This is a genomic window from Paenibacillus sp. FJAT-26967 (assembly GCF_001541095.1).
Taxonomy (GTDB): domain Bacteria; phylum Bacillota; class Bacilli; order Paenibacillales; family NBRC-103111; genus Paenibacillus_F.
Map to the genome: position 1 here is coordinate 24483 of NZ_LMXH01000002.1, position 21758 is coordinate 46240.

21 protein-coding genes are annotated in these 21758 nt (G+C 51.1%); 18 read left to right on the plus strand and 3 right to left on the minus strand.

Translation table 11 applies throughout. The features are described 5' to 3' along the window. Nucleotides 1–93: 93 nt before the first annotated feature. Both AR333_RS09950 and AR333_RS09955 read right to left on the minus strand, forming a co-directional pair. Nucleotides 94–1977, minus strand: coding sequence for an ABC transporter ATP-binding protein (locus AR333_RS09950; protein ID WP_068775221.1), 1884 nt, complete (start codon nt 1975–1977; stop codon nt 94–96). Continuing rightward, nucleotides 1970–3667: an ABC transporter ATP-binding protein gene (locus AR333_RS09955; protein WP_172798862.1), complete on the minus strand. Its 1698-nt coding sequence runs from the start codon at nt 3665–3667 to the stop codon at nt 1970–1972. Before AR333_RS09955 ends, AR333_RS09950 begins: the two co-directional genes overlap by 8 nt. A gap of 259 nt (nt 3668–3926) precedes the next feature. Here AR333_RS09955 and AR333_RS09960 point away from each other — a divergent pair, with 259 nt between their 5' ends. The 14 genes from AR333_RS09960 (at nt 3927) to AR333_RS10025 (ending at nt 16656) form a co-directional block, all read left to right on the plus strand. Further along, on the plus strand, nt 3927–4484 hold the full coding sequence (locus AR333_RS09960; RefSeq protein WP_068775223.1) for a nucleotidyltransferase family protein: 558 nt from the start codon (nt 3927–3929) through the stop codon (nt 4482–4484). A gap of 167 nt (nt 4485–4651) precedes the next feature. After that, nucleotides 4652–5869, plus strand: a complete 1218-nt coding sequence (locus AR333_RS09965; protein ID WP_253735800.1) for an MFS transporter — start codon at nt 4652–4654, stop codon at nt 5867–5869. Nucleotides 5870–6087: 218 nt separating this feature from the next. Continuing rightward, nucleotides 6088–6345: an HPr family phosphocarrier protein gene (locus AR333_RS09970; RefSeq protein ID WP_068775224.1), complete on the plus strand. Its 258-nt coding sequence runs from the start codon at nt 6088–6090 to the stop codon at nt 6343–6345. Between the two features lie 9 nt (nt 6346–6354). Further along, on the plus strand, nt 6355–8109 hold the full coding sequence (gene ptsP, locus AR333_RS09975; RefSeq protein WP_068775225.1) for a phosphoenolpyruvate--protein phosphotransferase: 1755 nt from the start codon (nt 6355–6357) through the stop codon (nt 8107–8109). 105 nt (nt 8110–8214) lie between these two features. Then, nucleotides 8215–10137, plus strand: a complete 1923-nt coding sequence (locus AR333_RS09980; RefSeq protein WP_068775226.1) for a transcription antiterminator — start codon at nt 8215–8217, stop codon at nt 10135–10137. Between the two features lie 2 nt (nt 10138–10139). Next, entirely contained in the window at nt 10140–11273 is a 1134-nt protein-coding gene (locus AR333_RS09985) for an amidohydrolase/deacetylase family metallohydrolase (RefSeq protein WP_068775227.1), read from the plus strand. Then, on the plus strand, nt 11261–11623 hold the full coding sequence (locus AR333_RS09990) for a hypothetical protein (RefSeq protein ID WP_068775228.1): 363 nt from the start codon (nt 11261–11263) through the stop codon (nt 11621–11623). Before AR333_RS09985 ends, AR333_RS09990 begins: the two co-directional genes overlap by 13 nt. Before the next feature lie 14 nt (nt 11624–11637). Continuing rightward, the gene (locus AR333_RS09995) at nt 11638–12003 is read left to right on the plus strand and encodes a glycine-rich SFCGS family protein (protein WP_068775229.1); all 366 of its coding nucleotides are present in this window, start codon (nt 11638–11640) and stop codon (nt 12001–12003) included. Between the two features lie 8 nt (nt 12004–12011). Continuing rightward, on the plus strand, nt 12012–12350 hold the full coding sequence (locus tag AR333_RS10000; RefSeq protein ID WP_068775230.1) for a DUF4312 family protein: 339 nt from the start codon (nt 12012–12014) through the stop codon (nt 12348–12350). Between the two features lie 77 nt (nt 12351–12427). Then, nucleotides 12428–13216, plus strand: a complete 789-nt coding sequence (locus tag AR333_RS10005; RefSeq protein WP_068775231.1) for a DUF4311 domain-containing protein — start codon at nt 12428–12430, stop codon at nt 13214–13216. A gap of 2 nt (nt 13217–13218) precedes the next feature. Next, nucleotides 13219–13869, plus strand: a complete 651-nt coding sequence (locus tag AR333_RS10010) for a DUF4310 family protein (protein WP_068775232.1) — start codon at nt 13219–13221, stop codon at nt 13867–13869. A gap of 82 nt (nt 13870–13951) precedes the next feature. Further along, the gene (locus tag AR333_RS10015; protein WP_068775233.1) at nt 13952–15052 is read left to right on the plus strand and encodes a DgaE family pyridoxal phosphate-dependent ammonia lyase; all 1101 of its coding nucleotides are present in this window, start codon (nt 13952–13954) and stop codon (nt 15050–15052) included. Between the two features lie 33 nt (nt 15053–15085). Next, the gene (locus AR333_RS10020; RefSeq protein WP_068775234.1) at nt 15086–15808 is read left to right on the plus strand and encodes a KDGP aldolase; all 723 of its coding nucleotides are present in this window, start codon (nt 15086–15088) and stop codon (nt 15806–15808) included. 614 nt (nt 15809–16422) lie between these two features. Further along, a complete protein-coding gene (locus AR333_RS10025; RefSeq protein WP_068775235.1) occupies nt 16423–16656 on the plus strand; it encodes a CsbD family protein in 234 nt (77 codons plus the stop codon). A gap of 259 nt (nt 16657–16915) precedes the next feature. Here the strand turns inward: AR333_RS10025 and AR333_RS10030 are convergent, their stop codons facing one another. Then, entirely contained in the window at nt 16916–17806 is an 891-nt protein-coding gene (locus tag AR333_RS10030; protein ID WP_068775236.1) for a phosphatidylinositol-specific phospholipase C/glycerophosphodiester phosphodiesterase family protein, read from the minus strand. Nucleotides 17807–18207: 401 nt separating this feature from the next. Between AR333_RS10030 and AR333_RS10035 the strand changes: the two genes are divergently transcribed. From AR333_RS10035 to AR333_RS10050, 4 genes are all read left to right on the plus strand, one after another. Further along, nucleotides 18208–18876, plus strand: a complete 669-nt coding sequence (locus AR333_RS10035; protein WP_068775237.1) for a chromate transporter — start codon at nt 18208–18210, stop codon at nt 18874–18876. 12 nt (nt 18877–18888) lie between these two features. After that, entirely contained in the window at nt 18889–19425 is a 537-nt protein-coding gene (locus AR333_RS10040) for a chromate transporter (RefSeq protein WP_068775238.1), read from the plus strand. Continuing rightward, nucleotides 19418–20629, plus strand: coding sequence for an ROK family transcriptional regulator (locus AR333_RS10045; RefSeq protein ID WP_068775239.1), 1212 nt, complete (start codon nt 19418–19420; stop codon nt 20627–20629). Before AR333_RS10040 ends, AR333_RS10045 begins: the two co-directional genes overlap by 8 nt. Nucleotides 20630–20727: 98 nt before the next feature. Beyond that, on the plus strand, nt 20728–21582 hold the full coding sequence (locus AR333_RS10050) for an SMP-30/gluconolactonase/LRE family protein (RefSeq protein WP_068775240.1): 855 nt from the start codon (nt 20728–20730) through the stop codon (nt 21580–21582). Nucleotides 21583–21758: the final 176 nt, after the last annotated feature.

The following is a 21758-nucleotide window of genomic DNA, read 5'->3' on the forward strand; positions in this document are numbered from 1 at the left end:
TTGCTTGAATATCCTGAAAATGGACGTTTTGGAAGGGTTAAATACCGAAAAGCCGGACATTAGTCCGGCTAAGCGGTGCAGAGGACCGTACATTTAGCCAATTGCCGCAATGCCTTGCGAATGCCGGTATAATTCTTCGTAATAGCCCCGCTTGCCAAGCAGCTGATGATGCGTGCCTTGTTCCACGATCCGGCCATGTTTCATGACGATGATCCGATCCGCATGCATGATCGTGGACAGCCTGTGCGCAATCACGAGCGTGGTTCGTCCCTCAGACACGACGGCAAGCGCTTGCTGCACCAACTGTTCGGTATGAGAATCCAGATTGGCGGTAGCTTCATCCAGGATAAGGATTCTCGGGCGGAAGACGAGAATTCGTGCAAAGGAAATCAGCTGTCTTTCACCTGCTGAAAGTCCGCTGCCGCGTTCGGACAACCGTGTATCGTAACCGTCCTTAAGCCGCTGAATGAGCGCATGTGCCCCGACCGCTTGGCAGGCCCGGATTACTTCCTCACGGCTGAACTCTTCACGGAACAACCGGACGTTGTCCAGAATTGTGCCGGAATAGAGATAAGGTTCCTGCTGGACGAGTCCAATCATACGGTGCAGGGTATCCTGCTCTATCCGGCGGATATCTGTGCCGTCAATGCAGACGCTGCCTGCGTTCACATCATAGAATCGGGTCAACAAGGAGATAAGGGAGCTTTTTCCGGCTCCGGTTGTCCCGACGATGCCGATCATTTCACCCGGCAGGATATGTAGATCCAGCTTCCTCAATACGCTGCTTCCTTCCACGTAGGAGAAATCCACGTTGTTATAATCGATCCGGCCAGCCGTACGTTTCCAGTCGACCTCTGCCTTGTCCTTCGGGGAAGGATCTTTAACCTCAGGCTCAGTCGATAAAATTTTCCACAAGCGGTCCATAGAAATAGAAGTAGATTGCAAAGTATTCCACTGCTGCGTAATCTGGTTGATGGGCTGGAAAAACTGGCGGATATAGGTGATGAAAGCATAGAGAACACCGACTTCAACCGTACCTTCAAAAACAGTGACGCCGCCCAGCCAAGCGAGGAAAGCGACCGATACATTGCCGAAAATATCAAACGAACGGTTAAACAAGACATTGGTCTTGATTTCTTTCAAATTGGCTTTGAAATACTGTTCATTGCGGCCGCTGAAGCGCTCAAACTGTTCGTCCTGCTGATTATAAGCCTGAATGAGACTCATCCCTGCCAAATTCTCCGCCAAGTAAGCGATTAGCCGGGATAGTTGAGTGCGCGTCTGCTGATATGCTTTGCGCAGCATGTTCCGGAACAAAATGGCAATGAGCGCAATAACAGGCAGCAAAAGCATGCTGTACCAGGCGAGCGTAGCATCGATCTGGAACATGAAGAAGATGATGAGAATAAGTGTCATTCCATCCCGGACCAGACTGAGGAATACCTGCGTGAAAAATTGGCTGATGGTCTCCGTATCGTTTGATTCCAGAGTGACGAGACTGCCTATGGGATAGCGGTCAAAAAAGGACATGGACAGTCTGGAAATGTGACTGAACAGTCTCTTACGGATGCTGGCAACGATGCTCTGCCCGGCGAATTGAAGCAGATTGTTCTGGATGTAGGTGAAGATGAGATTGACGGCGGACAGGGCCAGGTAAACAAGGCCGATAACGATCAGCGGCTGCATAGCCCCGTCTCCGCCAATCAGATGGTCATCAATTGCGATTTTAACCAGGTAAGGCTGGAACAGCTCCGCAAGAATGGCAAGCAGCGCACATCCGAAGATGCCCAGGAAGGTTAGCCGATGTGGCTTTGCATAGGACAACAACGCTTGGAAGGCCGCCGTTTTGGCCGGTTCTTTGCGGTCTTTCTCTGCTGTCACCGCCTCGTCGGTCCTGCCGCCGGAAACGGCAGAAGCATGTGATCCGGTTTCCTTGGCGGAAGACGGATTCCCGCGTCCAGATTTATCTTTAGGCATGCCGGGTCCCCTCCTCCTGTATGGAATAAAGTGACGCGTAGAGTCCCTTCTGCGCGAGCAGCTCCTGATGGGTTCCGCGTCCTACGATGCGCCCTTCGTCTAGTACGATGATTTCGTCCGCATGTTTAACTGCGCTGATACGGTGCGCAATGATTAAGGTGGTTTTATCCTTGTGCGAAGCCCGGATTTGTCTTACGATGCTGGTTTCGGTAACCGCATCCACCGCGCTGACGCTGTCGTCTAGAATCAGAATGGGGGCATGCTTCATGAAGCCCCGTGCCAGACTGGCCCGCTGGCGCTGGCCGCCCGACAGCGTGATCCCGCGTTCACCGAGCTTCGTATCGAAACCTTGGGGGAGCTCGGTAATGCTGCTGTAAATTTGAGCATCGCGCGCCGCCTGCTCCATCTCGTCTTCCATCGCTTCCCGGTTAGAGAAGGCGATATTATCGCGGATCGTCGTGCTGAACAGGAAGCCGTCCTGAGGAACATAGGCGATTTGGGATCGCAGGCTGCTAAGGGTGACATCGCGTATATCCCTTCCACCGATAAGAATGGTATGGGCAGGAGGATCATAGACCCGCAGCAGAAGTTTAACCAGCGTAGTCTTGCCGCTGCCTGTTCTGCCTACAATGCCCAGCGTTCTTCCCGGCTTGATGCTCAGGTTGATGTCTTCCAGTGCGCAGCGGTCCGAACCCGGGTAGCAGAAAGACAGGTTCCTGATTCGGATATCCGTCATTCCCGGACCCAGCTCTGCCGCATCAGGCTGTTCACGGATATCCGGCGCAGCGGACAGCAGATTGTTCAGCCGTTCGAGCGAGGCACGGGAGCGCTGCATCATATTGATCACATTGCCGATCTGCTGCAAAGGTGTCATCATCATACGCAGATAAAAGGTGAGCGACACGAAGCTTCCGAGTGAAATTTGTCTCGTTAGCGTCATATAACCGCCAATAAGAATGGCAAGTACCATGGAGAGAGAACCCATAAAGGGAAGCAGGGTCTGGAAGAGAGAAGAAATTCTTACCAGACGGAGCTGGTTCTGCCGGATTCGGTCCACACTCACTCCAAAACGTGCAGAAGCCATTTCTTCGGCTGCAAAAGTCTTGGTTACCCGGATTCCGCCAAACTGCTCTTCGGCGGATTCGGTCATAGAGGCGAGCGATTCCTGGACTTCAAGTGAGCGCGTACGTATTCGTGGCCCCAGAAATACAACGATGACGGGAATGGTTGCCATGGGAAGGAGCGTGCCCGCGATCAGACTAAAAGGAATTGAACTAAGTGACATCATGACAAAGGCGGATAAAATAAAGAAGATGGCGTTAGTAGTCTGATTCACGCCGTTGGAGATCGATTCTCTTACGGCTGTTACGTCATTCATGACATAGCTGAGCAGCCTTCCGACCCCATGTCTTGAGAAGTAGTACTCACTCAGGGAAGAGAAGTGACGGAACAGCTTCTGGCGTGTGACATATTCGAATTTTCTTCCTAGCCTTGCATTGGTATATTGGCCGATACCGAATAGCACACCATAAGTGACGCCAATCCCAAGCAGAGCAAGGCTGTAACGGGCAATGGATTCCATGGTCGCGGTCTTTTGCTGGAGGTCATCGGTAAAATGGCCCAGCACCAGCGGAAACAAAGACTGGATAACGTTGGATAGAATGATGAAGAAAACACCCGTGGCATACATGCCTAAATTAGCTTTTACATAATCACGCAGTAATCTTGTACTGCCCAAGTCACAGCACCTCCCGGCTCATTTACTCATCCTTCCATTCTAAAGGGCTGTAGAAGAGAGCGGCAAGGAACGTTTGTGCACCTGTAGGGTGATATCGGGGCATACAGAGCCGCCAGTTATATGAAAGCGGTTTTTTACCAAGGAATTCAAAATATTTGGAGTTTTTATCCTATTGAACATCTCAAGTCAAAATTGTGTCAGGGGGAGCGGTATGGAGGAGACGTTATACAGGGAGCAGTTAATCGAGTGGTTTTTACATAATGAGGAGAGAATGGAGGCTTTGAGAGTCCTGCGGAACCAAGCGCTGCCAGAAGCCGTTATCGCTGCCGGATTCGTACGCAATTATGTGTGGGATCAGCTGCATGGCTATAAGACCGCAACTCCGCTCAATGATACGGATGTTGTCTACCTGGATCTGCTGGATGTATCGGAGCAAAGGGACCGGTCAGCCGAGAGAGCTTTACAAGAATTGTGTCCCAGATGGAAATGGTCTGTCAAAAATCAGGCGCGCATGCATCTGCGGAATCAAGTGGAGCCTTATACTTCGCTGGAAGATGCACTCAGCAGATGGCCGGAAACGGCGACCGCCGTGGGGATCAGATGGACGGAAGAGGATAGGCTCGAAATTGTTGCGCCTTACGGGCTTACGGATCTGTTTCAACTCCGGGTAAAGAGATGTCCTTCGTTTGAAGATCGGTTCTATTACCGCCAAAGAGTGGAGCAAAAGGGCTGGCTGACAAGATGGCCCAGGCTGCAAATGGAAGACTGAATCACAGAGAGGATTTGCACATTCGCCCCTTAATCTTGACCTTGCCAAAAAACATTTTCAAAAAGATAATCATGGACGATGTTTCCAGGTTAGGATTATAATGCTGACAGAACGGAGCTTAATAATCCATCTTATTGCTCGGAGCCAAAGCCGGAAGGGTGAGCCAGGTGTCATCGAATATCCGTAAAATGCTGATGATGAACTTTGTTTCGTCAATTATTTTTATTTACATCGGGATTTTTATTAATTTGTATATTTGGCAGGTTAACAACAGCATTTTTGAAGTTTCTTGGTTTAACCTGGTTATGTTTATAGGCTGGGGCATCTCCTTTGTACTGGGGGCGCGGATGCTGTACAGGCAGACAATCCGCCTGCTGCTGGCTTTGTCGGCTGTCAGCGGTGCGGCTGCCTTCCTGCTGCTGACTTTCCTCACTCTGGATAACCGGAATTTGTGGATCGCTATGATCGGTTTGCCGGTAGGGCTGATGTGGGGGTTCTATACGGTTGCTCAGAATTTAAGTGTGTCTTTCTCTGGGAAAGGCAGCGAAGTCGCTTCTTTTTTTGCCGCCAATAACCTTATCGCTCAGGTCTTATCCATGGTTATTCCGATCGTATCCGCCCAGTTTATCGGATGGTTCGGCTATGAAAGCTCGTTTATTCTCATGTTTGTCTTTGTTATTATCATGCTCCTGTTCTCTTATACGATGCCTAAAATATCGATGCCCCTTTCCGAGGGGCCCCAACTGGGTTTCTGGAAAGAACTTACCGTAAAAAAGGTGTTCGGCAGCCGCCAATCGGTCTGGCTCGTCCTGTCCATCCTTGCAGGCGGCGTATTCCTGCAATTTCAGAACCTGTTTACACTCGTGTTCACTTTTACCGTTACCCAGGATAAACTGCTGATCGCCCTGCTGAATGTGCTTTATACGGGTTCCGCTTTTCTGGGCCTTGTGCTGTACCGCAAATTCAAATGGAACGATAATCTCTGCCTGTGGCTGGGAGTTATTCTTCTGTCGGCGGGGTTTGTTGTTGCGCTCTTCCCGCTGCATCCGCTGCTGATTTTGTCCAATGTGTTGACGGCTTTCGGAATGTTCTTCTTCGCGATGATCTGGAATGCGCAGCAGTTTCACTGTATCGAGAATTTCCCGCCTGCCCGTAAGGCCGCTTTTCTGATCTGGCGTGAGGGCCTCTTAATCGGCATGCGTATCATTCTGCTTGTTTTTATCATGCAGCTTCAAAGTCTGGACGGCTGGTTGTATGTGGCCCTCATCGGGATTACGCTGATCAGCTTGATTTTAATTCCTGTTTTTCAGACAAAAGCAGTTAAAGTGATGGTGACGGGCAGGGCGCCTTCATCCCCGGGAACTTCCATTTCAGAAGGAACCTGAGGGATATCGAAGATTGGGAAGCAGGACTTTCCTCAGGGTGCAGGAACCCGGCTAAACCGGACTTAGGACTAATTTCCTGAGTCCGGTTTCTTTTTGCACTATGAATGGTGCAAAAGGTTTGATCTTCTCAGTTGGAAGCGGTTGCGATAAGGTGGATACATCGGGAGCAGTCCCGCTAAGGTCAAGTTTCAGGCACGAAATCGGGAGGAGTTATACAAATGCAGAAAGAATTTTCCGTGCAGAATCCGCTAGGGATCCACTCACGCCCTGCCGGGGCTTTGATGAAGAAAGCAAAATTATTTCCATGTGAAATCACTGTTACTAAAGGTGACAAAACCGTAAACGGCAAAAGCATCGTCGGTTTGCTGTCGCTCGAAATGCGTTACGGAGATAAAGTAACCGTCAACACGTCCGGTGAGCAGGAAGAGGAAGCGCTGAACGAGCTCGGGCAAATGCTCGAATCCGTTCTTGAATAGGTGAATAGCATGAATAGGCAGGAAGAAAATGTTAAAATAAAAGGAATTGCGGCTGCTCCTGGCTATGCAATGGGCAGAGCGCAAATCTGGCAGGAAGTGCCCGTTGAGGTCGGCAGACGGATTCTGGCTGAGGAAGAAGTGGCAGCAGAAGTAGTGCGGCTAGAGCTGAAAACCAAGCAAGCGCTTGCAGAACTCCAGTCTCTCAAAGAAGAGACGGCGCAGAAAATGGGGGAAGCTCATGCCGAAATCTTCGAGACACACATGCTGCTTCTTGAAGATGATGATTTCATCGGCGCTGCGGCCGCCAGCATCCGCTGTGAGCATGTGAATGCAGAGGCAGCGGTGGAAGAGGCTGCGCAGGCCCTCGTCGCCGTATTCGAGAACATGAATGACGCCTACATGCGCGAACGCGCATCCGACATCCGCGACGTCGCCAAACGTCTGCAGCGTCTGCTGCGCGGTGAAGAAGCCGATATGCAGGTCGGAGGCAGGGAACCGGTCGTTCTGTTCGCCCACGACCTGACGCCATCGGATACGGCCCGGCTGGACCGCAGCCGCGTTACCGGCTTCGCTACCGCTATCGGCGGCAGGACCTCGCATTCCGCGATCATGGCAAGATCGCTGGAGATTCCCGCCATTGTCGGCATGGGCGACGCACTCCAGCAGGTGAAAGCCGGCGACTATGTGATCGTCGACGGCAGCGAAGGCGCGGTGTACATCAATCCGGATGCGGAGCTGATCGGGCAGTACCGCTCCAAACAAAGCCGCTATGAAGAACGCCGCAGCCGGCTGCAGGCCTATGTCAGCCGTGCTTCGGAGACAGCCGACGGCAAGCACGTCGAGCTGGCGGCGAACATCGGCGGCCCGCAGGATGCCCAGGCGGCCCGCACGGGCGGAGCCGAAGGAATCGGTTTGTACCGGACGGAGTTCCTGTACATGGGCCGCGACACGATGCCGACGGAGGAGGAGCAGTTCCTCGCGTACAAAGTCGTCGCCGAAATGTTCCCGTCCCAGCCGGTTGTGATCCGGACCCTCGATATCGGCGGAGACAAAGAATTGCCGTATCTGAGCCTGCCGAAGGAAGCGAATCCGTTCCTGGGCTATCGCGCCATCCGGCTTTGTCTGGACCGCAAGGACTTGTTCCTCACCCAGCTTCGCGCCATCCTTCGCGCCAGCGCCTTCGGCAAAGTCAAGATCATGTACCCGATGATCTCGAATATCGAAGAGCTGCGCCAAGCGAATGCGGTTCTCGCGGAAGCCAAAGCAGAGCTGGATGCCGAGGGAATTGCCTACGGCCAGGACGTAGAGGTCGGCATCATGATCGAAGTGCCGGCTGCGGGCATGGCAGCGGATCAACTCGCTTCCGAAGCTGATTTCTTCAGCATCGGCACGAACGATCTCGTGCAGTATATGATGGCTGCTGACCGGATGAACGAAACGATCGCTCATCTGAGCGAACCGTTCAATCCGGGCGTCCTCCGCCTGATCCGGCACGTGATCGAGTCGGCGCACGCCAAAGGCCGGTGGGTCGGCATGTGCGGTGAGATGGCCGGCAATGTGACGGCTATTCCGCTGCTGCTGGGAATGGGCCTGGATGAGTTCAGTATGGGAGCGGGATCTATCGCCGCCGCCCGGGGGCTTCTGCATAAGCTCGACAGCGAAGAGATGAAGCTGCTGGCAAGTGAAGCGCTCGAGCTGTACACGGCAGAAGAAATCAAGCAGTATGTGATCGGCCGCGTTCCTGCCGTATCGGAATGGCTGTAAACCTGTAGCGGCCGCTCCTGCCTAGTCACGATGAATTCCTTCCGTAGAAGAGGATGGGAAGTGGTACAATAGACGACAAGGTTGTACTTGCAGGAGGGATTACTGATGACGTTAACTACACGATCTCGTGCATTGCTCAAAAAAATCGTCTATTCACGGAGTCCTCTGAGGATCAAGGAATGTGCGGAAGAATTCCAGGTTAGTGAGCGGACCGTCAAATATGATCTGGAAGCCATAAGAATCTGGCTCCAGCAGGAGAGCATCGAACTTCAGTCCAGACCGAACAAAGGGATCTGGATTGAGTGCGGGGATGCGGAGAGGATTCATCTCCTGGAACGGCTGGATGCGGTAAGCGAGCATGTTTTTCTTAATCAGCAGGGCCGCATGAGGTATATGCTCATTGAACTTCTGCTGAACGACGGATACGTGACCATCGGCGAACTGGTGAACAAACATGACGTCAGCCGGAATACGGTGCAGGCCGATCTTGCCATTGCGCAGCAGCAGCTCGTCCATTCGAATCTGGAGCTGGTCCGCAGCAGGCACGGAATCAAGGTGAGCGGCCCCCGGCTTCGAAAACGCGCAGCTCTGGAGAATATTATCCAGGATCTGCTCGACGGTAATGACATGTTCCAGATTGTGCAGGGAGTTGTCCGGGAAAGAAAGCCCAAGCTCCACTTCAGCAAGCTGCTGGAATGGTTCCTGGAGCCCGTCGGGGATCTCGACCGTATTTTCCAAGTGGTCGGAAGTCTAGTGAGACAGACGCGCGAGAGGACGCATATCCTGCTGTCGGATAATGCCATCATTGGCGTGTTTATCCGGCTATGTATCGTCATCCGCGGGAATTTTACACTAGAAGGTGAGGATGAAGCCGGTCTGAATCAGCAGACGCCGCTCTCACCGCCCCGTGCCCTGACCCGGCATCATACGTGTATAACGGAACTGTTCCGCGATCAATTAACCGGACTATCCGCTGTGCTTGAGCGCGAATTTACCGACGAAAGCATCCGGTACGTCAGTTTACCCGCAATCGGCATGATACCTCAGATGCTGAAGGATAAAGATGAGGCGGGGCAGATGCTGCCTGACGCTTATCTGGTTACGAAGACGCTTATTGATCTCGTCAGTGAAGCCGTGCGCGTCCGGTTCCGGCAGGATCCCGATCTCATGCAGTATCTGCATGCTCATGTCGCCGATAAACTCAACAAATACAGCTATGGAATCGCCGATCCCAATCCTTTGCTGCATGAAATTATGCGTTCTTACCGCCAGATGTTCGATCCTGTCCGGCAAGCCTGCAAAGAAGTATTCGCTCCTTACGGCATTACACTCTCTGATTCCGACGTAGCGTATATAGTTCTTCATTTCCAGGCTGCTTTTGAACGGCGACAGGACACTCAGGTCTATAAGGCGCTGGTTGTATGCGGTACCGGACGGGGAACATCGAAGCTTTTGAAAACGGTCATTGAGAATGAGATCAAAACGCTTCAGGTTGCGGCTTTTTGTTCGGTGATGGAGTTTGAGAAACAGAATGTCACCGATTTTGATCTGGTTATCAGTATTTTTCCGATCGATTCGGCTGTGCCCGTCGTCGTGGTTAATCCGATTCCGGATAAGAATGACTTCAAATCGATACGTTTGAGGCTGGATCATCTGGAAGAGACGCGGGCCCCTCAAGATCCGCTGGCGCGGGTGAACGATAGTTTGCAAAGGCCCGAGCTGTCTTATTTAGAACAGAAGTTTCAAGATATTATCTGGAAAGGCTTCGAGCTTAGCCGGGCTATCCGGACCCGTTTCGCAGACTACCTGAGCGAAGACAGAATGGAAGGCTTAACGCTTCATTTGCTTTTTATGATGAACCGCATTGCGTTTGATACAGCTTATGTCCAGTCCGGCAACTCAGCCGTTCCTGAAGGTATCGGAGGGGAAGCGGTACAGCACTTGAAGGAGCTGCTTTCCGAACATCGGATTCATGCGACAGAAGGCGAAATCATGGCCATTTTAAGGTATTTTGAGAGGAGTTCGTAAAGATGAAAGCGGAATTGCTAATAATTGGCGGGACGATCGTTGATCCTTCTACTGGTAGATCCGGCGCGGGCGATGTCCTCGTCAGCCAGGGGCGTATTGTTGGGGTAGTGGAGCCGGGAACGGCTGTAGAGGCAGAGAGAACATTGGATGCTGCCGGCTGTTACGTATCACCGGGCTTTATTGATATTCATACCCACATTTATGAGGGTGTGCAGGAGATGGGCGTTGCTCCCGACCGCGTCGGGATCGACCAGGGCGTTACGACGGTCGTAGATGCAGGCAGCTCCGGCTTTGCGAATTATGAGGATTTTGTTAAAAGAAGTATCGAGCCGAGCAAAAGCCGCGTACTGGCCTGGCTGAATATCTCCGCGCCCGGACTTGCCGAGGGGCGCTCTGAGCTGGCTGATCTAGCGAAGCTTGATCCCGAAGCGACGCTTGAGGTCATTGAGCGTCACCGCGACAGTATTATCGGAATCAAGGCTAGAATGAGCGGCTCGGTTGTTAAATCAAGCGGTATCCGCCCGCTTGAGATCGCTAAGGATACGGCGAGAGAAGCAGGCCTGCCGGTGATGGTTCACGTAGGCAATGCGCCGCCGGCACTCGGTGATGTGCTTGACTTGCTTGAAGCGGGGGATGTCGTTACCCACGCTTTCCACGGCAAAGCAGGCGGCATCCTGAATGCGGACGGTTCCTTGATTCCGCAGGCAGCCGCTGCGCTTGAGCGTGGTGTTCTGTTCGACGTCGGTCACGGCAGCTCAAGCTTCAGTTTTGATACGATGATCAAAGCCAGGGAGCTTGGAATTCATCCTTACTCGATCTCTACGGATCTTTATCTTGTTAATTTAGTTGAAGGGCCTGTATACAGCCAGGCGATCACCATGACCAAACTGCTGGCGCTCGGTTACACCCTGGAAGAGGTTATTACGTGGGCGACTTCCGCACCCGCCAAAGTGCTTGGACTGGAATCAGAAATCGGGACCTTAAAAGAAGGTTCAGAAGCCGACATCACCATCTTCCGGATCGAAGAGGAGCCTATTCTTCTTAAGGATGCGGAGGGCAAAACCATAGCGTACAACCAGCAGCTCATTCCACAATATACCATAAGAGCTGGAGAGATATACACATGTTCAACCTAAATGAAGTCATGGAAGAAATTCCGCAGAAAACGGAAGCTTCCGCAGAGAAACTAGAGATTGTCCAAACCCTTCTTACGGATCTTCGGCTCATGTCTGAAGATATTAGTCTAAGCATCCCGCATACGAAAGCCGTTATTATAGGCATACATCTTCTTGCCTTTCTGAGAAGAGTGGACCTGGACGAATATTTGCCGGAAATTGAGCCGGAGATGTTCGAAGAGCTGAGTACGGAGTCTATCGAACTGAGTAAACGTCTGTTCAGCAGCTATCAGTTCCCTCCTACAAGAAAGCTGGATGATGCGGAAGTGTTTTTCCTGGCAGTTCATTTTGAAGCTGCCAAATCTAACTAACAGGAGTGAAATCCATGGAAAACAAAGTGAAAGTAGTTATTGGCGATCGTTTAGGTAAAGGGCAGAATGTAGCCAAAGGTGTCGAGGCGGCCGGCGGAATAGCGATTGTGATTCCTGGTGTAGGCGCTGATATGAAGCTCGGGGACGTTATGAACAAAGAAAACGCGGATTTCGGTATCTCGTTCTGTGGCAGCGGCGGTGCAGGTGCCGTTACAGCTAATACCAAATATAAATATCCGATGGAATTCGGAATGCGTTCGATTGATGCAGGAGTTACGGCAATACGCGAAGGTAAAAAAGTGCTCGGTTTCGGTTTTATGGACGTCGAAGAGCTTGGACGCCGTTTGACGGAAGAATATAAAAAAGTAAACGGGAGGTAAGGCAGACTATGTTTCAGCAAAAACCGTTAACGCTCGTTGTCAGTGGGTCCTCGGAAACGAAGCAGGGCGCATTTCAGCAGGCCCTTACCCGTATGAAAGGTCAAATTTCAAGGGAAACAACCGATGTGCTCATGCAAATTGAGCCGCAGGAAGTGGAGATCGTTTCGGCCAACGTGACGCAGTACCGCGAGAAGTTTCTCGGACTGTTCTTTCCGCGGAATCGGACCCGTTATGATGTAACGCTGCGGATAACGGTGAAGCTGAAATATGTGAACCTTGATGAGCTTGAGTTTACTGAAAATGCCGAGAATCTCAGTAAATACCAGCGCATTCTCAAAATGCGTTAAAAGATAGAGCTGAGATTACTAGAGATAGAGAGTGGATTTGGGAAGCTGTCTGTATTCTGAAGTTCTGGGGGATTCATATGAGTATTACATTGGCCATCATTTTTAAGTCCATCATTATCGGACTGCTTGTCGGCTTTGGTGTTGGAGCCGGCGCGGCGCGTATGTTCCATGCGCCGAACGTGCAAGGGATGGGCGCTTTCCGCACATTCGGAGAACTGAATGCCTGCGAAGGCGACTCCGTAGCCCACTTTTCATTCGGTCTGGGCTTTCTGTTCAATGCCTGGGCGTCTGTTGTCGGTGCCGGTGCACTGACACAGGACGTCGATCACCGGATTATTCCGCACTGGTCGGCAGCTGCCCTGCTATCGCGGAACAAGAAGCTTGAAGAGACGCTTCACGATCCGCGTAAAATGGCTTGGGCAGGCGCAATTATCGGTGCGATCGTTGTCGCTCTGCTTAACTCAACAGCGGCAGCTATCCCGGCTTCGCTGCAATCCGTAGCGACCAAGGTCCTGGTGCCTGCCGCTAACTGGCTGATTAATCCGATCATGCCGATCGTATTCTGGACTGCGGCAATGGATGCAGGCAAGCGGACCGGTGTGTGGGCGACTCTGCTCGGCGGCTTCTCTCATCTCGTGATGGGTAACGCGGTTCCGGGTATCGTGCTTGGTATTCTAATCGGCAAGGGTGTTGATGACGGCGGCTGGAACCGTATCACCAAAACGATGCTGGTTGCCATTATTCTGCTGTTCGTATTCAGCGGTTTCTTCCGTGCCTTCGATGTGGCTCTTCTGAAGAGCATGAGCATCGCAACCCCGCAGTGGCTGATTGACCTGCACGCATTCTTTGGATCGGTGGTGAAATAACCATGGAAAACAACTTGCAAAAAGGCTTCTGGTATTCCGAATGGGCATTTGTTTTATTCGTTGCTTGTCTTTCCTCTGGGATTTTTGCCGGAACTCACTTATACTATGTATATCATGTAGGTGCATTCAACGATATTGCTATCGTAGCTATGCTTGAAGCAGGTATCAAAGGTGGAGCCTATGGCGCCGCAGCGGCATTCGGTGCGAGCTTCTTGTTTGCCCGTATTCTGGAAGCTCCGCTGGTTGGTATTCTGGATATCGGCGGTTCTCTACAGACAGGTATCGGTATCGGTGTTCCCGCTCTGATGCTTGGAGCAGGCATGACGGCTCCCCTTACCAACTTCCCGCTTGCTTTGCTTACGGGAGCCGCTCTTGGCGTAGCTGTAGGCGGCGTTATCATTCTGATCCGTAAATTTACGATCAATGCGTCCAATTCAACCTTTGGTGCCGATGTCATGATGGGAGCGGGTAATGCCTCCGGACGTTATCTGGGTCCGCTGATTGTAATCTCTGCGGTTATGGCTTCGATTCCCGTTGGAATCGGTGCGACGATCGGTGCAGCTATTTTCTACTACTATAAAAAACCGATTGCCGGCGGTGCGATTATCGGAGCTATGATACTGGGTGCAATCTTCCCGATCGTGACGAAATAAACCTACACGGAATACGGATACAAAATTTAAGCAGCAAGATGTTCATACCATGGATTCAAATCAAGGATAGAGGAGAGAGACCATGAGTATCTTTGAGCAGTACGGATGCAGACAGGTAATTAATGCGAGCGGTAAAATGACCGCACTCGGCGCCAGCGCCGTCCACGAAGATGTGGCGGCAGCTGTTGCGGAGGCGGCGAAGGATTATGTGGATATCAGTGAACTGATGGTTCAAGCCGGCAAAGTGATTGCCGAGGTGACGGGCGCCGAAGACGGCTGTCCGACAACCGGAGCAGCCGGAGGCATCGCGATCTCGGTCGCGGCCGTCATTGCGGGCAAGAGCCTCAGTCTGATTGAACGCATACCGCTCACGGATGGCCTCCGTAATGAGATCATCATCCAAAAAGGACACTCGGTTCACTTCGGCGCCTCCATTCCACAGATGATTGCAATCGGCGGGGGCAAAGTCATTGAAGTGGGCCAGGCCAACCATGTCGAGAAGGATCATATCGCGGAAGCGGTTACGGATAGAACCGCAGCACTTCTCTACGTGAAATCTCACCATGCGGTGCAGAAGGGAATGCAGTCCATTGAGACAATGGCTGCCATCGCCAAAGAGAAGGGAATTCCTCTGATCGTAGACGCTGCAGCTGAGGAAGATTTCCGCAAATATGTTGCCATGGGTGTGGAAATCGTGGTATATAGTGGCGGTAAAGCACTAGAAGGCCCGACATCCGGCTTCATTTGCGGACGCGCGGATCTGATGGAAGCGTGCCGCGCCCAGTATAAGGGAGTCGGACGCCCGATGAAGATCGGCAAAGAGGGCATCGTCGGATTGCTGACGGCGCTCCGCCGTTACGACAACCGTCCGGATGAGTCCGAGCAGCAGCGTGAGCGTATGGAGTGGCTGATCGCCGAGCTGCAGAGTGTTCCGGGTGTCAAAGGAGCTATCCTGCAGGATGAAGCGGGACGTGCCATCTATCGTGCGCAGCTGACGATTGATCCCAAGGCAGCAGGCAAGACGGCTTATGAACTGATTAAAGAGCTCGAAGCCGGTAATCCTGCCGTTTATACTCGCAATCATTATGCGAACCTGGGGATGATCAGCATTGACCCGCGTCCGCTTCTGGTTGGACAGGAGCAGATTATCGCAGAGAGAATCAAAGCGATTCTGCAAGCTTAATCCGTTAAAGAAAAGGGAGATGGAGAGAACGATATGTCACAACAACCTACGATTAAATTAAATGTTCTTGCAAAAACTGCTGAAAACGCGAAACAGATTGTTGATGCAGCGGAAGGCCGCGTTTACGTGGGACTGATGGTTAAAAACTTCGCTTCCGTAGATGAAGCCGTCCAGACAGTGGACGAGTTTCAACAAGCAGGCGTGCCTGTCTCGGTAGGTCTGGGTGCAGGAGATCCGGCTATGTGGAGCAAGGTTGTAGATGTTTCGATCCGCACCAAACCGGCTCACGTGAATCAAGTATTCCCGGCAGCAGGCTATACACTGGGCGCTATGCGCGCAGCGGGCAGCCCGGATACACTGGTCAACGCTCTGATCACCCCGAGCGGAACTGCAGGTCAAGTTAGAATCGCAACGGGTCCGACAAGTGTTCAGTTCGAGAACGACACGGTTTCTTGTGAAGCTGCTGCGGCTATGCTGGCTGAAATCGGCATCCACTCCGTGAAATTCTACCCGATCGGCGGCGTAGACCACCTGGACGAGCTTGCTGCTATGGTGAAAGCTTCCGTTGCTCAAGGCATTAAAATCTTCGAACCGACTGGCGGAATCGACATCGATACGATCGGCCGTGTTGTAGAAGTATGTGCAGAGAATGGCGCTGAGATCATTATTCCACACGTGTATACGTCGATTATCGATAAGGCGACAGGCTTAACCCGCATTGAAGATGTAAAAGAATTAATGCGCGCGATTTCGTAAGAGACTGTCATAAAGCTGCTGGTAAGCTGGACTTTAACAAGTGTAAGCATAGTAAACGCTGCCAATATTAAAGAAATGGCCTCATGCCGGTTATCCGCCATGAGGTTTTTTAATAGTCTGGATCTCAGGAATTCATCGAACTGTACCCAAATTAGATGATTGTACCCTATATGCTTTGAATTTATCCCTTTTGAGACCTAGCGATTTATGGTGTAATAAAGACACGGGTCAGCTTCAATTTCACACTCCACACGTTCTGGTACTCTCGCATTATGGGGAGTACACTTTTTTTTGTCCGGATGTATGTGAGTTCGTAACTTTTGTTATAGGATCGGATAAGAAGTAGGACCCCGAATTTGTACTCATCTGCGTTTTTCCGTAATACAGAAACTTCAAAATTAGTAATTTTTATCCCTGTATGAATCGAATATACCCCTGTTGATGCGGGGGGATATATGGTGTAATGAATGTAGCCGACCGCTGCTTGGGTATCCAAGAGAGTCGGCTTTTTCTATGCCCAGGCTTACAGAGTTTTGTTTCGCATCATTACCCGAAGGGTAATTAAAAGCTGTAGAGATAAAGTAATAAATAACCCCATAAGGAGATGAGATACCATGGACAATAATGTATTTAAAGGTAAATGGAAACAGCTCAAAGGGGAAGCGCAAAAGCAATGGGGCAAGCTGACAGATGATGACATGGATGTCATTAACGGCGAGAAGGAAAAGCTGGTCGGTAAGCTGCAGGAGCGTTACGGCCATACGAAGGATGCAGCAGAGGACGAATACCAGCGCTGGTCCAGTACTTATCGTGGTGATGAACCAGTGGATACCGACCGACGTATTTAATACTATCAGGTTTGCTAATAATAAAGCCGAATCCTTCCGGATTCGGCTTTTGACTGTTATACCACATGCTGCTGCCTTGGTCTTGTGTGTGGTCTTGTGTGTGAAAGGGACATTTTAATAAGAGAGAATAAAAAAGTGCACTTCTATCTAAATAGAAGTGCACCTTTTATGGGTTTAATTATGGATTATAATGGGTCATCATCCAGTATCCCAGAAGCAGCTTGTCCAGACAACTGAATGCCGCTGTCCTCTCTGCAAATTAACGGGCTGCCGCTACATTACCGCCTAACCGGGTACCCGCATTGGCGAGTTTAGGGGCCATAGGTGTCGAATAGTCTATATAGTCGGAATAAAATCCGTGGACACCAATTTGCTGCAGGCGTTTGACTTGATATGGATCGTTCACGGTATGAACGTAAGTCGGCACACCCAATTTGTTCAGCCCATCAATCATAGAAGCAGTAGCTCTTTCAACTGGCATCGCAACCGCCTTGATATTATGCTTTTTGACTAAAGCAATCGTTTCTTTCTCGGTATAGCCAGTCATATAGATGGAAAACAGGTAGTTAGGGAAATCGTGAATTTGCTTCACGTCTTTGATCATGTCGATTTCAAACAATTCCGGTACGATGCGATCCAAGAGGGCCGGATCGATCGCTTTTGCTTTTTTGACAATAAGCTCAAATTGTTTTTTATATACGGCAGGATCTTCACTTTTCGTATCGGTAACAAAATAAACATCCGGATATTTCACAAGTATTTCTAATATCCCGTCCAGATCCAGAGGCTTGTATGCCTTTAAGATTTTATGCTTCTTGAATTCAGCCAGCGTAAGCGGGCCGTTCTTCAAATGTTCGGGCAGTGTCGGCTGTAATCTTTCGGACAAGTATTGGTACCAATCATGACGTGCCGCAAGCTCATTATCGGCTGTCAGAATCAGATCCGCCTCAAATACGCGGTACCCCTTGTCGTAATTGACGAGAAATGCTTCGTATGAATTCGTGAGCGTCTGTCCATATATGCTGCCTAGACCGTGCGCAATAAGGGTCTCATTCGTCCAAGGTTGCTTAGCCTCTTCAGCTGAAGCTTGTACCGGCAACAGTGACAACATGATCGCGACGGACAGAACTCCTGTTAATAGCTTCTTCACTTAATCAACCTCCTTGATGGTAGTGGGCCGGAATTTCCCAGGGAATAACCGGCTTGAATTAGTAGTCATTTTGTCCTGGTGAAACACCCTTTATTTACCCGACTGACTTGGCGTGAAACAAACAACTTGGAAATTTGGTTGTGTTTTTGTCGAAAAAAAGGTAAAAATCCTATTGTTTCACCCGGATTAAATACTGGTTTTAGAGTTGCTGAAATTTTAAATAATATCTCAACTTTTTGTTATTTTATCGTATAAGTCAATCCAATCTAATCCAATCCAATCAATATTAAAGTGTTAAAGATCTATTTATTGAAAAATGTACAAAAGTTTATTCCAAAATGAAAAAAAGTGGTTTAAACTAAGACTAGCACAGATATCAGACACGAAAGAAGTTGAGGTGTATGTTACAGTTTGTTCCACGATTGAGGCTATGGGCCTCCTTATTCGGTTCTTTTGCACGTATTGCTCCTTTATCTTTTGGTGGCGGATTCGCCATGCTTCCCGTTCTTCAGCGTGAAATCGTACACCAGCGAAACTGGCTGTCGGAAGAAGAGTTTACGGAAGTGATCTCCGTCTCCGGCGTAGCGCCGGGAGGGGTCGGAGTAAATGCATCCGCGTTTATCGGCTATAAACTGGGCGGAGTAGGCGGAGCTGCTGCCGCAGTGTGCGGAATGATTCTGCCTACCTTTGTACTGGTTATGATTCTTACTATTGGCTTTTCTTCGTTCAGGCATTATCCTAAAGTTAATGCGGCTTTGGAAGGCATTCAGATGGCTGTGCTGGCCCTCATCGCGTTTGCGGGTATACGGCTCATCCGCTCTTCTGTGTTCGACGGCGCTACACTGTCGGTATTCGCCGCTGCGGCGGCGGCTCTGCTGTTCACCGGGATTCATCCTCTGCTGGTCATTCTGCTGGCTATTGCTGCAGGTCTTGTACTTGTGGCCGCGAAAATCCGGCTGCACATAGCGGTTCGCTATGAACCGAAGCCCCGAACGTTGCCGGGGAATTCAACTGCATCCTCACCTAATCGTTATCCGGAGTTCGAAGGCTACTTCGGCGAAGGTATATAGGGGGAAGATGGGATGCTGATTCTATTATTCTGGACGTTCCTTAAAATAGGCATTCTTTCGTTCGGCGGCGGCTACGCGATGATCCCGGCCATTCAGCACGAAGTGGAGAGCCGAGGCTGGATGACTGCGGAACAGTTCGGCGATGCTGTTACTTTATCGGGCATGGCGCCGGGACCTTTGGCTACCAATTGCGCCATTTATATCGGCGATTGGATGCTTGGGCTTCCCGGGGCAGCGGCAGCTCTGCTGGGCATGGTCATGCCATCTGCAGTGCTGGTCGTGGCGGTGGCACGGTTTTTTTTCCGGATCCGTACGCATCGTACCGTGAAGTCTGTTTTCTACGGACTGCGTCCTGTTGTAGCGGCCATGGTCGTCGTAGCTGCCCTGCGGTTCGGCTTCACTTATTTCCAGCATGACTGGTGGACCTGGAAAACAGCCGTATCGGCCGGTATTTTCGGATTAGCGCTGCTCGGCCTGACGCGGTATCGAATGCATCCTTTGTCCGTAATTCTGCTCTGTGCGCTAGTAGGTGTAGCGATTTATGGCTAATAAGCCGATTACCGAACGTATCGGAAACCGTAAAGAAAAAGAAATTTTCGAACTGATCCGTCAGGGAGGAACCGTGTCCAAGATCGAACTTCTGGAGAAAAGCGGTCTGACGGTCAGCACACTAACGCGCTTACTGGATGAGCTTTGTGACCAAGAGCTGATCACCGAATCGGGATACGGCCCTTCAACCGGGGGCAGACGGCCTGTCCTCTATCAGATCAGGGCAGACTACGGCTGTGCGCTGGGAGTCGATATTTCGCGTACACTGACCCGGCTTGTGTTGACCGATATGCATTTGAACATCCTTGATTCCAGGACTTGGGAGATGACCGTCCGGATGACTCCGGATGTCCTTCTGGAGGAGATCGCGGCCGAAGCGGCAGCTATGCTGAGCCGCTGCGAAATACCGGCAGATCGAGTGCTGGGTATGGGTTTAGGAGCGGTAGGGCCGGTTGACCGGCGTGAAGGTGTCATCCTAAACCCGCGTTATTTTCCGGCTCCGGGTTGGCAGGAAGTGCCTGTCCGCGCGCTGCTGGAGCGGCGCCTGGGACTTCCTGTTCTCCTGGATAACGGAGCCAATACTGCGCTCCTGGCGGAATCATGGTCCAGGCAGAAGCGTTCTTTCCGCCATATGCTGTATGTGCATATCGGGGTAGGTCTGCGTTCCTCCATGTTAAGCGAAGGTGAGCTTATCTACGGCGCTGTGGATATGGAAGGCTCTATCGGCCAGATGATTATTCAGACGGACGGTATTTCGCCCCGCTCACAGGAGGGTAACTTCGGGGCCTTGGAGTCCTACGCTTCGATCTATGCGATCGAGCGCGAAACACGGGCCCGGCTCAAACAGGGACGGCACAGTACGCTGTCCGCTGCCGGCGATCCGGATGCGGTCACCTTTCGTGAAATTGTCCAAGCATTAGCTGCCGGCGATCCTCTGGTAGTCGAGGTTATTACCCAGGCGGCCGTATATTTCGGTATCGGGCTCGCGAATCTGCTGAATATGATGCACCCCGAGAGAGTCGTGCTGGGCGGCCCTTTGATCGCTGCAAGCGATTTGTTCTTCTACACCGCAACGCAGACGGCTATCAAGAAAACGTATTATTACCCGACTTATCAAGTTCTATTCAGCAAAGGAAGCTTTGGTGAAGAGGCGCTGGCTATAGGCGCGGCTGGCCTCGTCATACGCCAGCTCTCTTCGCACTAGCGCAAAGGCTGTGCCATTACAATACAAACCGCTGCCGCAGATTTTACCGGTCGAAGAGAGCAGCAGGCGGTACGGGAATACGAAGGAGAGCGAGCGATATGGAGAATAAGGAACAATTGTTCACAAGCCGTGTTTTGACCGAGCCGCAAGGTTTTACTGCAGGAATTGAAGGCCCTGGCTGCGACGCGCAGGGTATCTTGTATGCCGTTAATTACGCAGAACAAGGTACGATCGGCAGAGTCACGCCTGAGGGGGATTGCAGTGTATTCCTCAACATGCCGGGTACAAGTATCGGCAACGGGATCCGTTTCACCAGAGCCGGCGAAATGCTGATTGCGGATTATGTAAACCATAACGTCTGGAAGGTTGATATGGCGACTAAAGCGATGACTGTTCTCGGTCACAGTCCAGACATGAATCAGCCTAATGATATTGCGATTACGGCAAACGACATCGTACTGGCGAGTGATCCGAATTGGGGCAATAACACGGGCAATATTTGGAGAATTACACCGGATGGAACAGTCACCTTGCTGGAGAGTGACATGGGGACCACGAATGGGATTGAAGTCTCAGCGGACGAGAAGACACTCTATGTGAACGAATCCGTGCAGCGCCGTATTTGGTCGTACGATCTGTCTCCAGATGGCTCGGTCAGCAACAAACGGCTTTTCATCGAATTCCCCGATTTCGGGTTGGATGGAATGCGCTGTGACGCCGAGGGGAATGTATATTGCACGCGTTTCGGCAAGGGAACTATCGTTAAAATTTCTCCCGAAGGTAAGATTCTTGAAGAAATCCAGCTGCATGGGAAGAACTGTACGAATCTTACGTTCGGAGGACGCGATGGCCGGACGGTGTATGTCACGGTAGCCGACAACGGCAATGTAGAGACATTCCGGGTGGATATTCCGGGCCGTGACCGTGTGCTGTGCGGAGCGGTAACTCTGTAGCTTGCAGATTTTGAAGATGGTTCTTTTCAAATCGGAAATTGGAATTACCCTCAATAAAAAGACTTGGCGCCTTGCTTGGGACTGACCCCTGTTTGTGAGACAGGGATCAAAACACCTTTCAAGTTATGCAGCCAGTCGTCGGAATTCAAGCGGCGACTGGTTATTTAGTTTCGTTT

Bases quoted from the DNA above. Each gene is read 5' to 3' on its own strand.
- AR333_RS09990 (WP_068775228.1), top strand. From the start codon at position 11,261: ATGTTCAACCTAAATGAAGTCATGGAAGAAATTCCGCAGAAAACGGAA.
- AR333_RS10000 (WP_068775230.1), top strand. From the start codon at position 12,012: ATGTTTCAGCAAAAACCGTTAACGCTCGTTGTCAGTGGGTCCTCGGAA.
- AR333_RS09970 (WP_068775224.1), top strand. From the start codon at position 6,088: ATGCAGAAAGAATTTTCCGTGCAGAATCCGCTAGGGATCCACTCACGC.
- AR333_RS09960 (WP_068775223.1), top strand. From the start codon at position 3,927: ATGGAGGAGACGTTATACAGGGAGCAGTTAATCGAGTGGTTTTTACAT.
- AR333_RS10050 (WP_068775240.1), top strand. From the start codon at position 20,728: ATGGAGAATAAGGAACAATTGTTCACAAGCCGTGTTTTGACCGAGCCG.
- AR333_RS09950 (WP_068775221.1), bottom strand. From the start codon at position 1,977: ATGCCTAAAGATAAATCTGGACGCGGGAATCCGTCTTCCGCCAAGGAA.
- AR333_RS09980 (WP_068775226.1), top strand. From the start codon at position 8,215: ATGACGTTAACTACACGATCTCGTGCATTGCTCAAAAAAATCGTCTAT.
- AR333_RS10020 (WP_068775234.1), top strand. From the start codon at position 15,086: ATGTCACAACAACCTACGATTAAATTAAATGTTCTTGCAAAAACTGCT.
- AR333_RS10040 (WP_068775238.1), top strand. From the start codon at position 18,889: ATGCTGATTCTATTATTCTGGACGTTCCTTAAAATAGGCATTCTTTCG.
- AR333_RS10010 (WP_068775232.1), top strand. From the start codon at position 13,219: ATGGAAAACAACTTGCAAAAAGGCTTCTGGTATTCCGAATGGGCATTT.
- AR333_RS10035 (WP_068775237.1), top strand. From the start codon at position 18,208: ATGTTACAGTTTGTTCCACGATTGAGGCTATGGGCCTCCTTATTCGGT.
- AR333_RS09985 (WP_068775227.1), top strand. From the start codon at position 10,140: ATGAAAGCGGAATTGCTAATAATTGGCGGGACGATCGTTGATCCTTCT.
- AR333_RS10015 (WP_068775233.1), top strand. From the start codon at position 13,952: ATGAGTATCTTTGAGCAGTACGGATGCAGACAGGTAATTAATGCGAGC.
- AR333_RS10005 (WP_068775231.1), top strand. From the start codon at position 12,428: ATGAGTATTACATTGGCCATCATTTTTAAGTCCATCATTATCGGACTG.
- AR333_RS09955 (WP_172798862.1), bottom strand. From the start codon at position 3,667: ATGTATGCCACGGGTGTTTTCTTCATCATTCTATCCAACGTTATCCAG.
- ptsP (WP_068775225.1), top strand. From the start codon at position 6,355: ATGAATAGGCAGGAAGAAAATGTTAAAATAAAAGGAATTGCGGCTGCT.
- AR333_RS10025 (WP_068775235.1), top strand. From the start codon at position 16,423: ATGGACAATAATGTATTTAAAGGTAAATGGAAACAGCTCAAAGGGGAA.
- AR333_RS10045 (WP_068775239.1), top strand. From the start codon at position 19,418: ATGGCTAATAAGCCGATTACCGAACGTATCGGAAACCGTAAAGAAAAA.
- AR333_RS09995 (WP_068775229.1), top strand. From the start codon at position 11,638: ATGGAAAACAAAGTGAAAGTAGTTATTGGCGATCGTTTAGGTAAAGGG.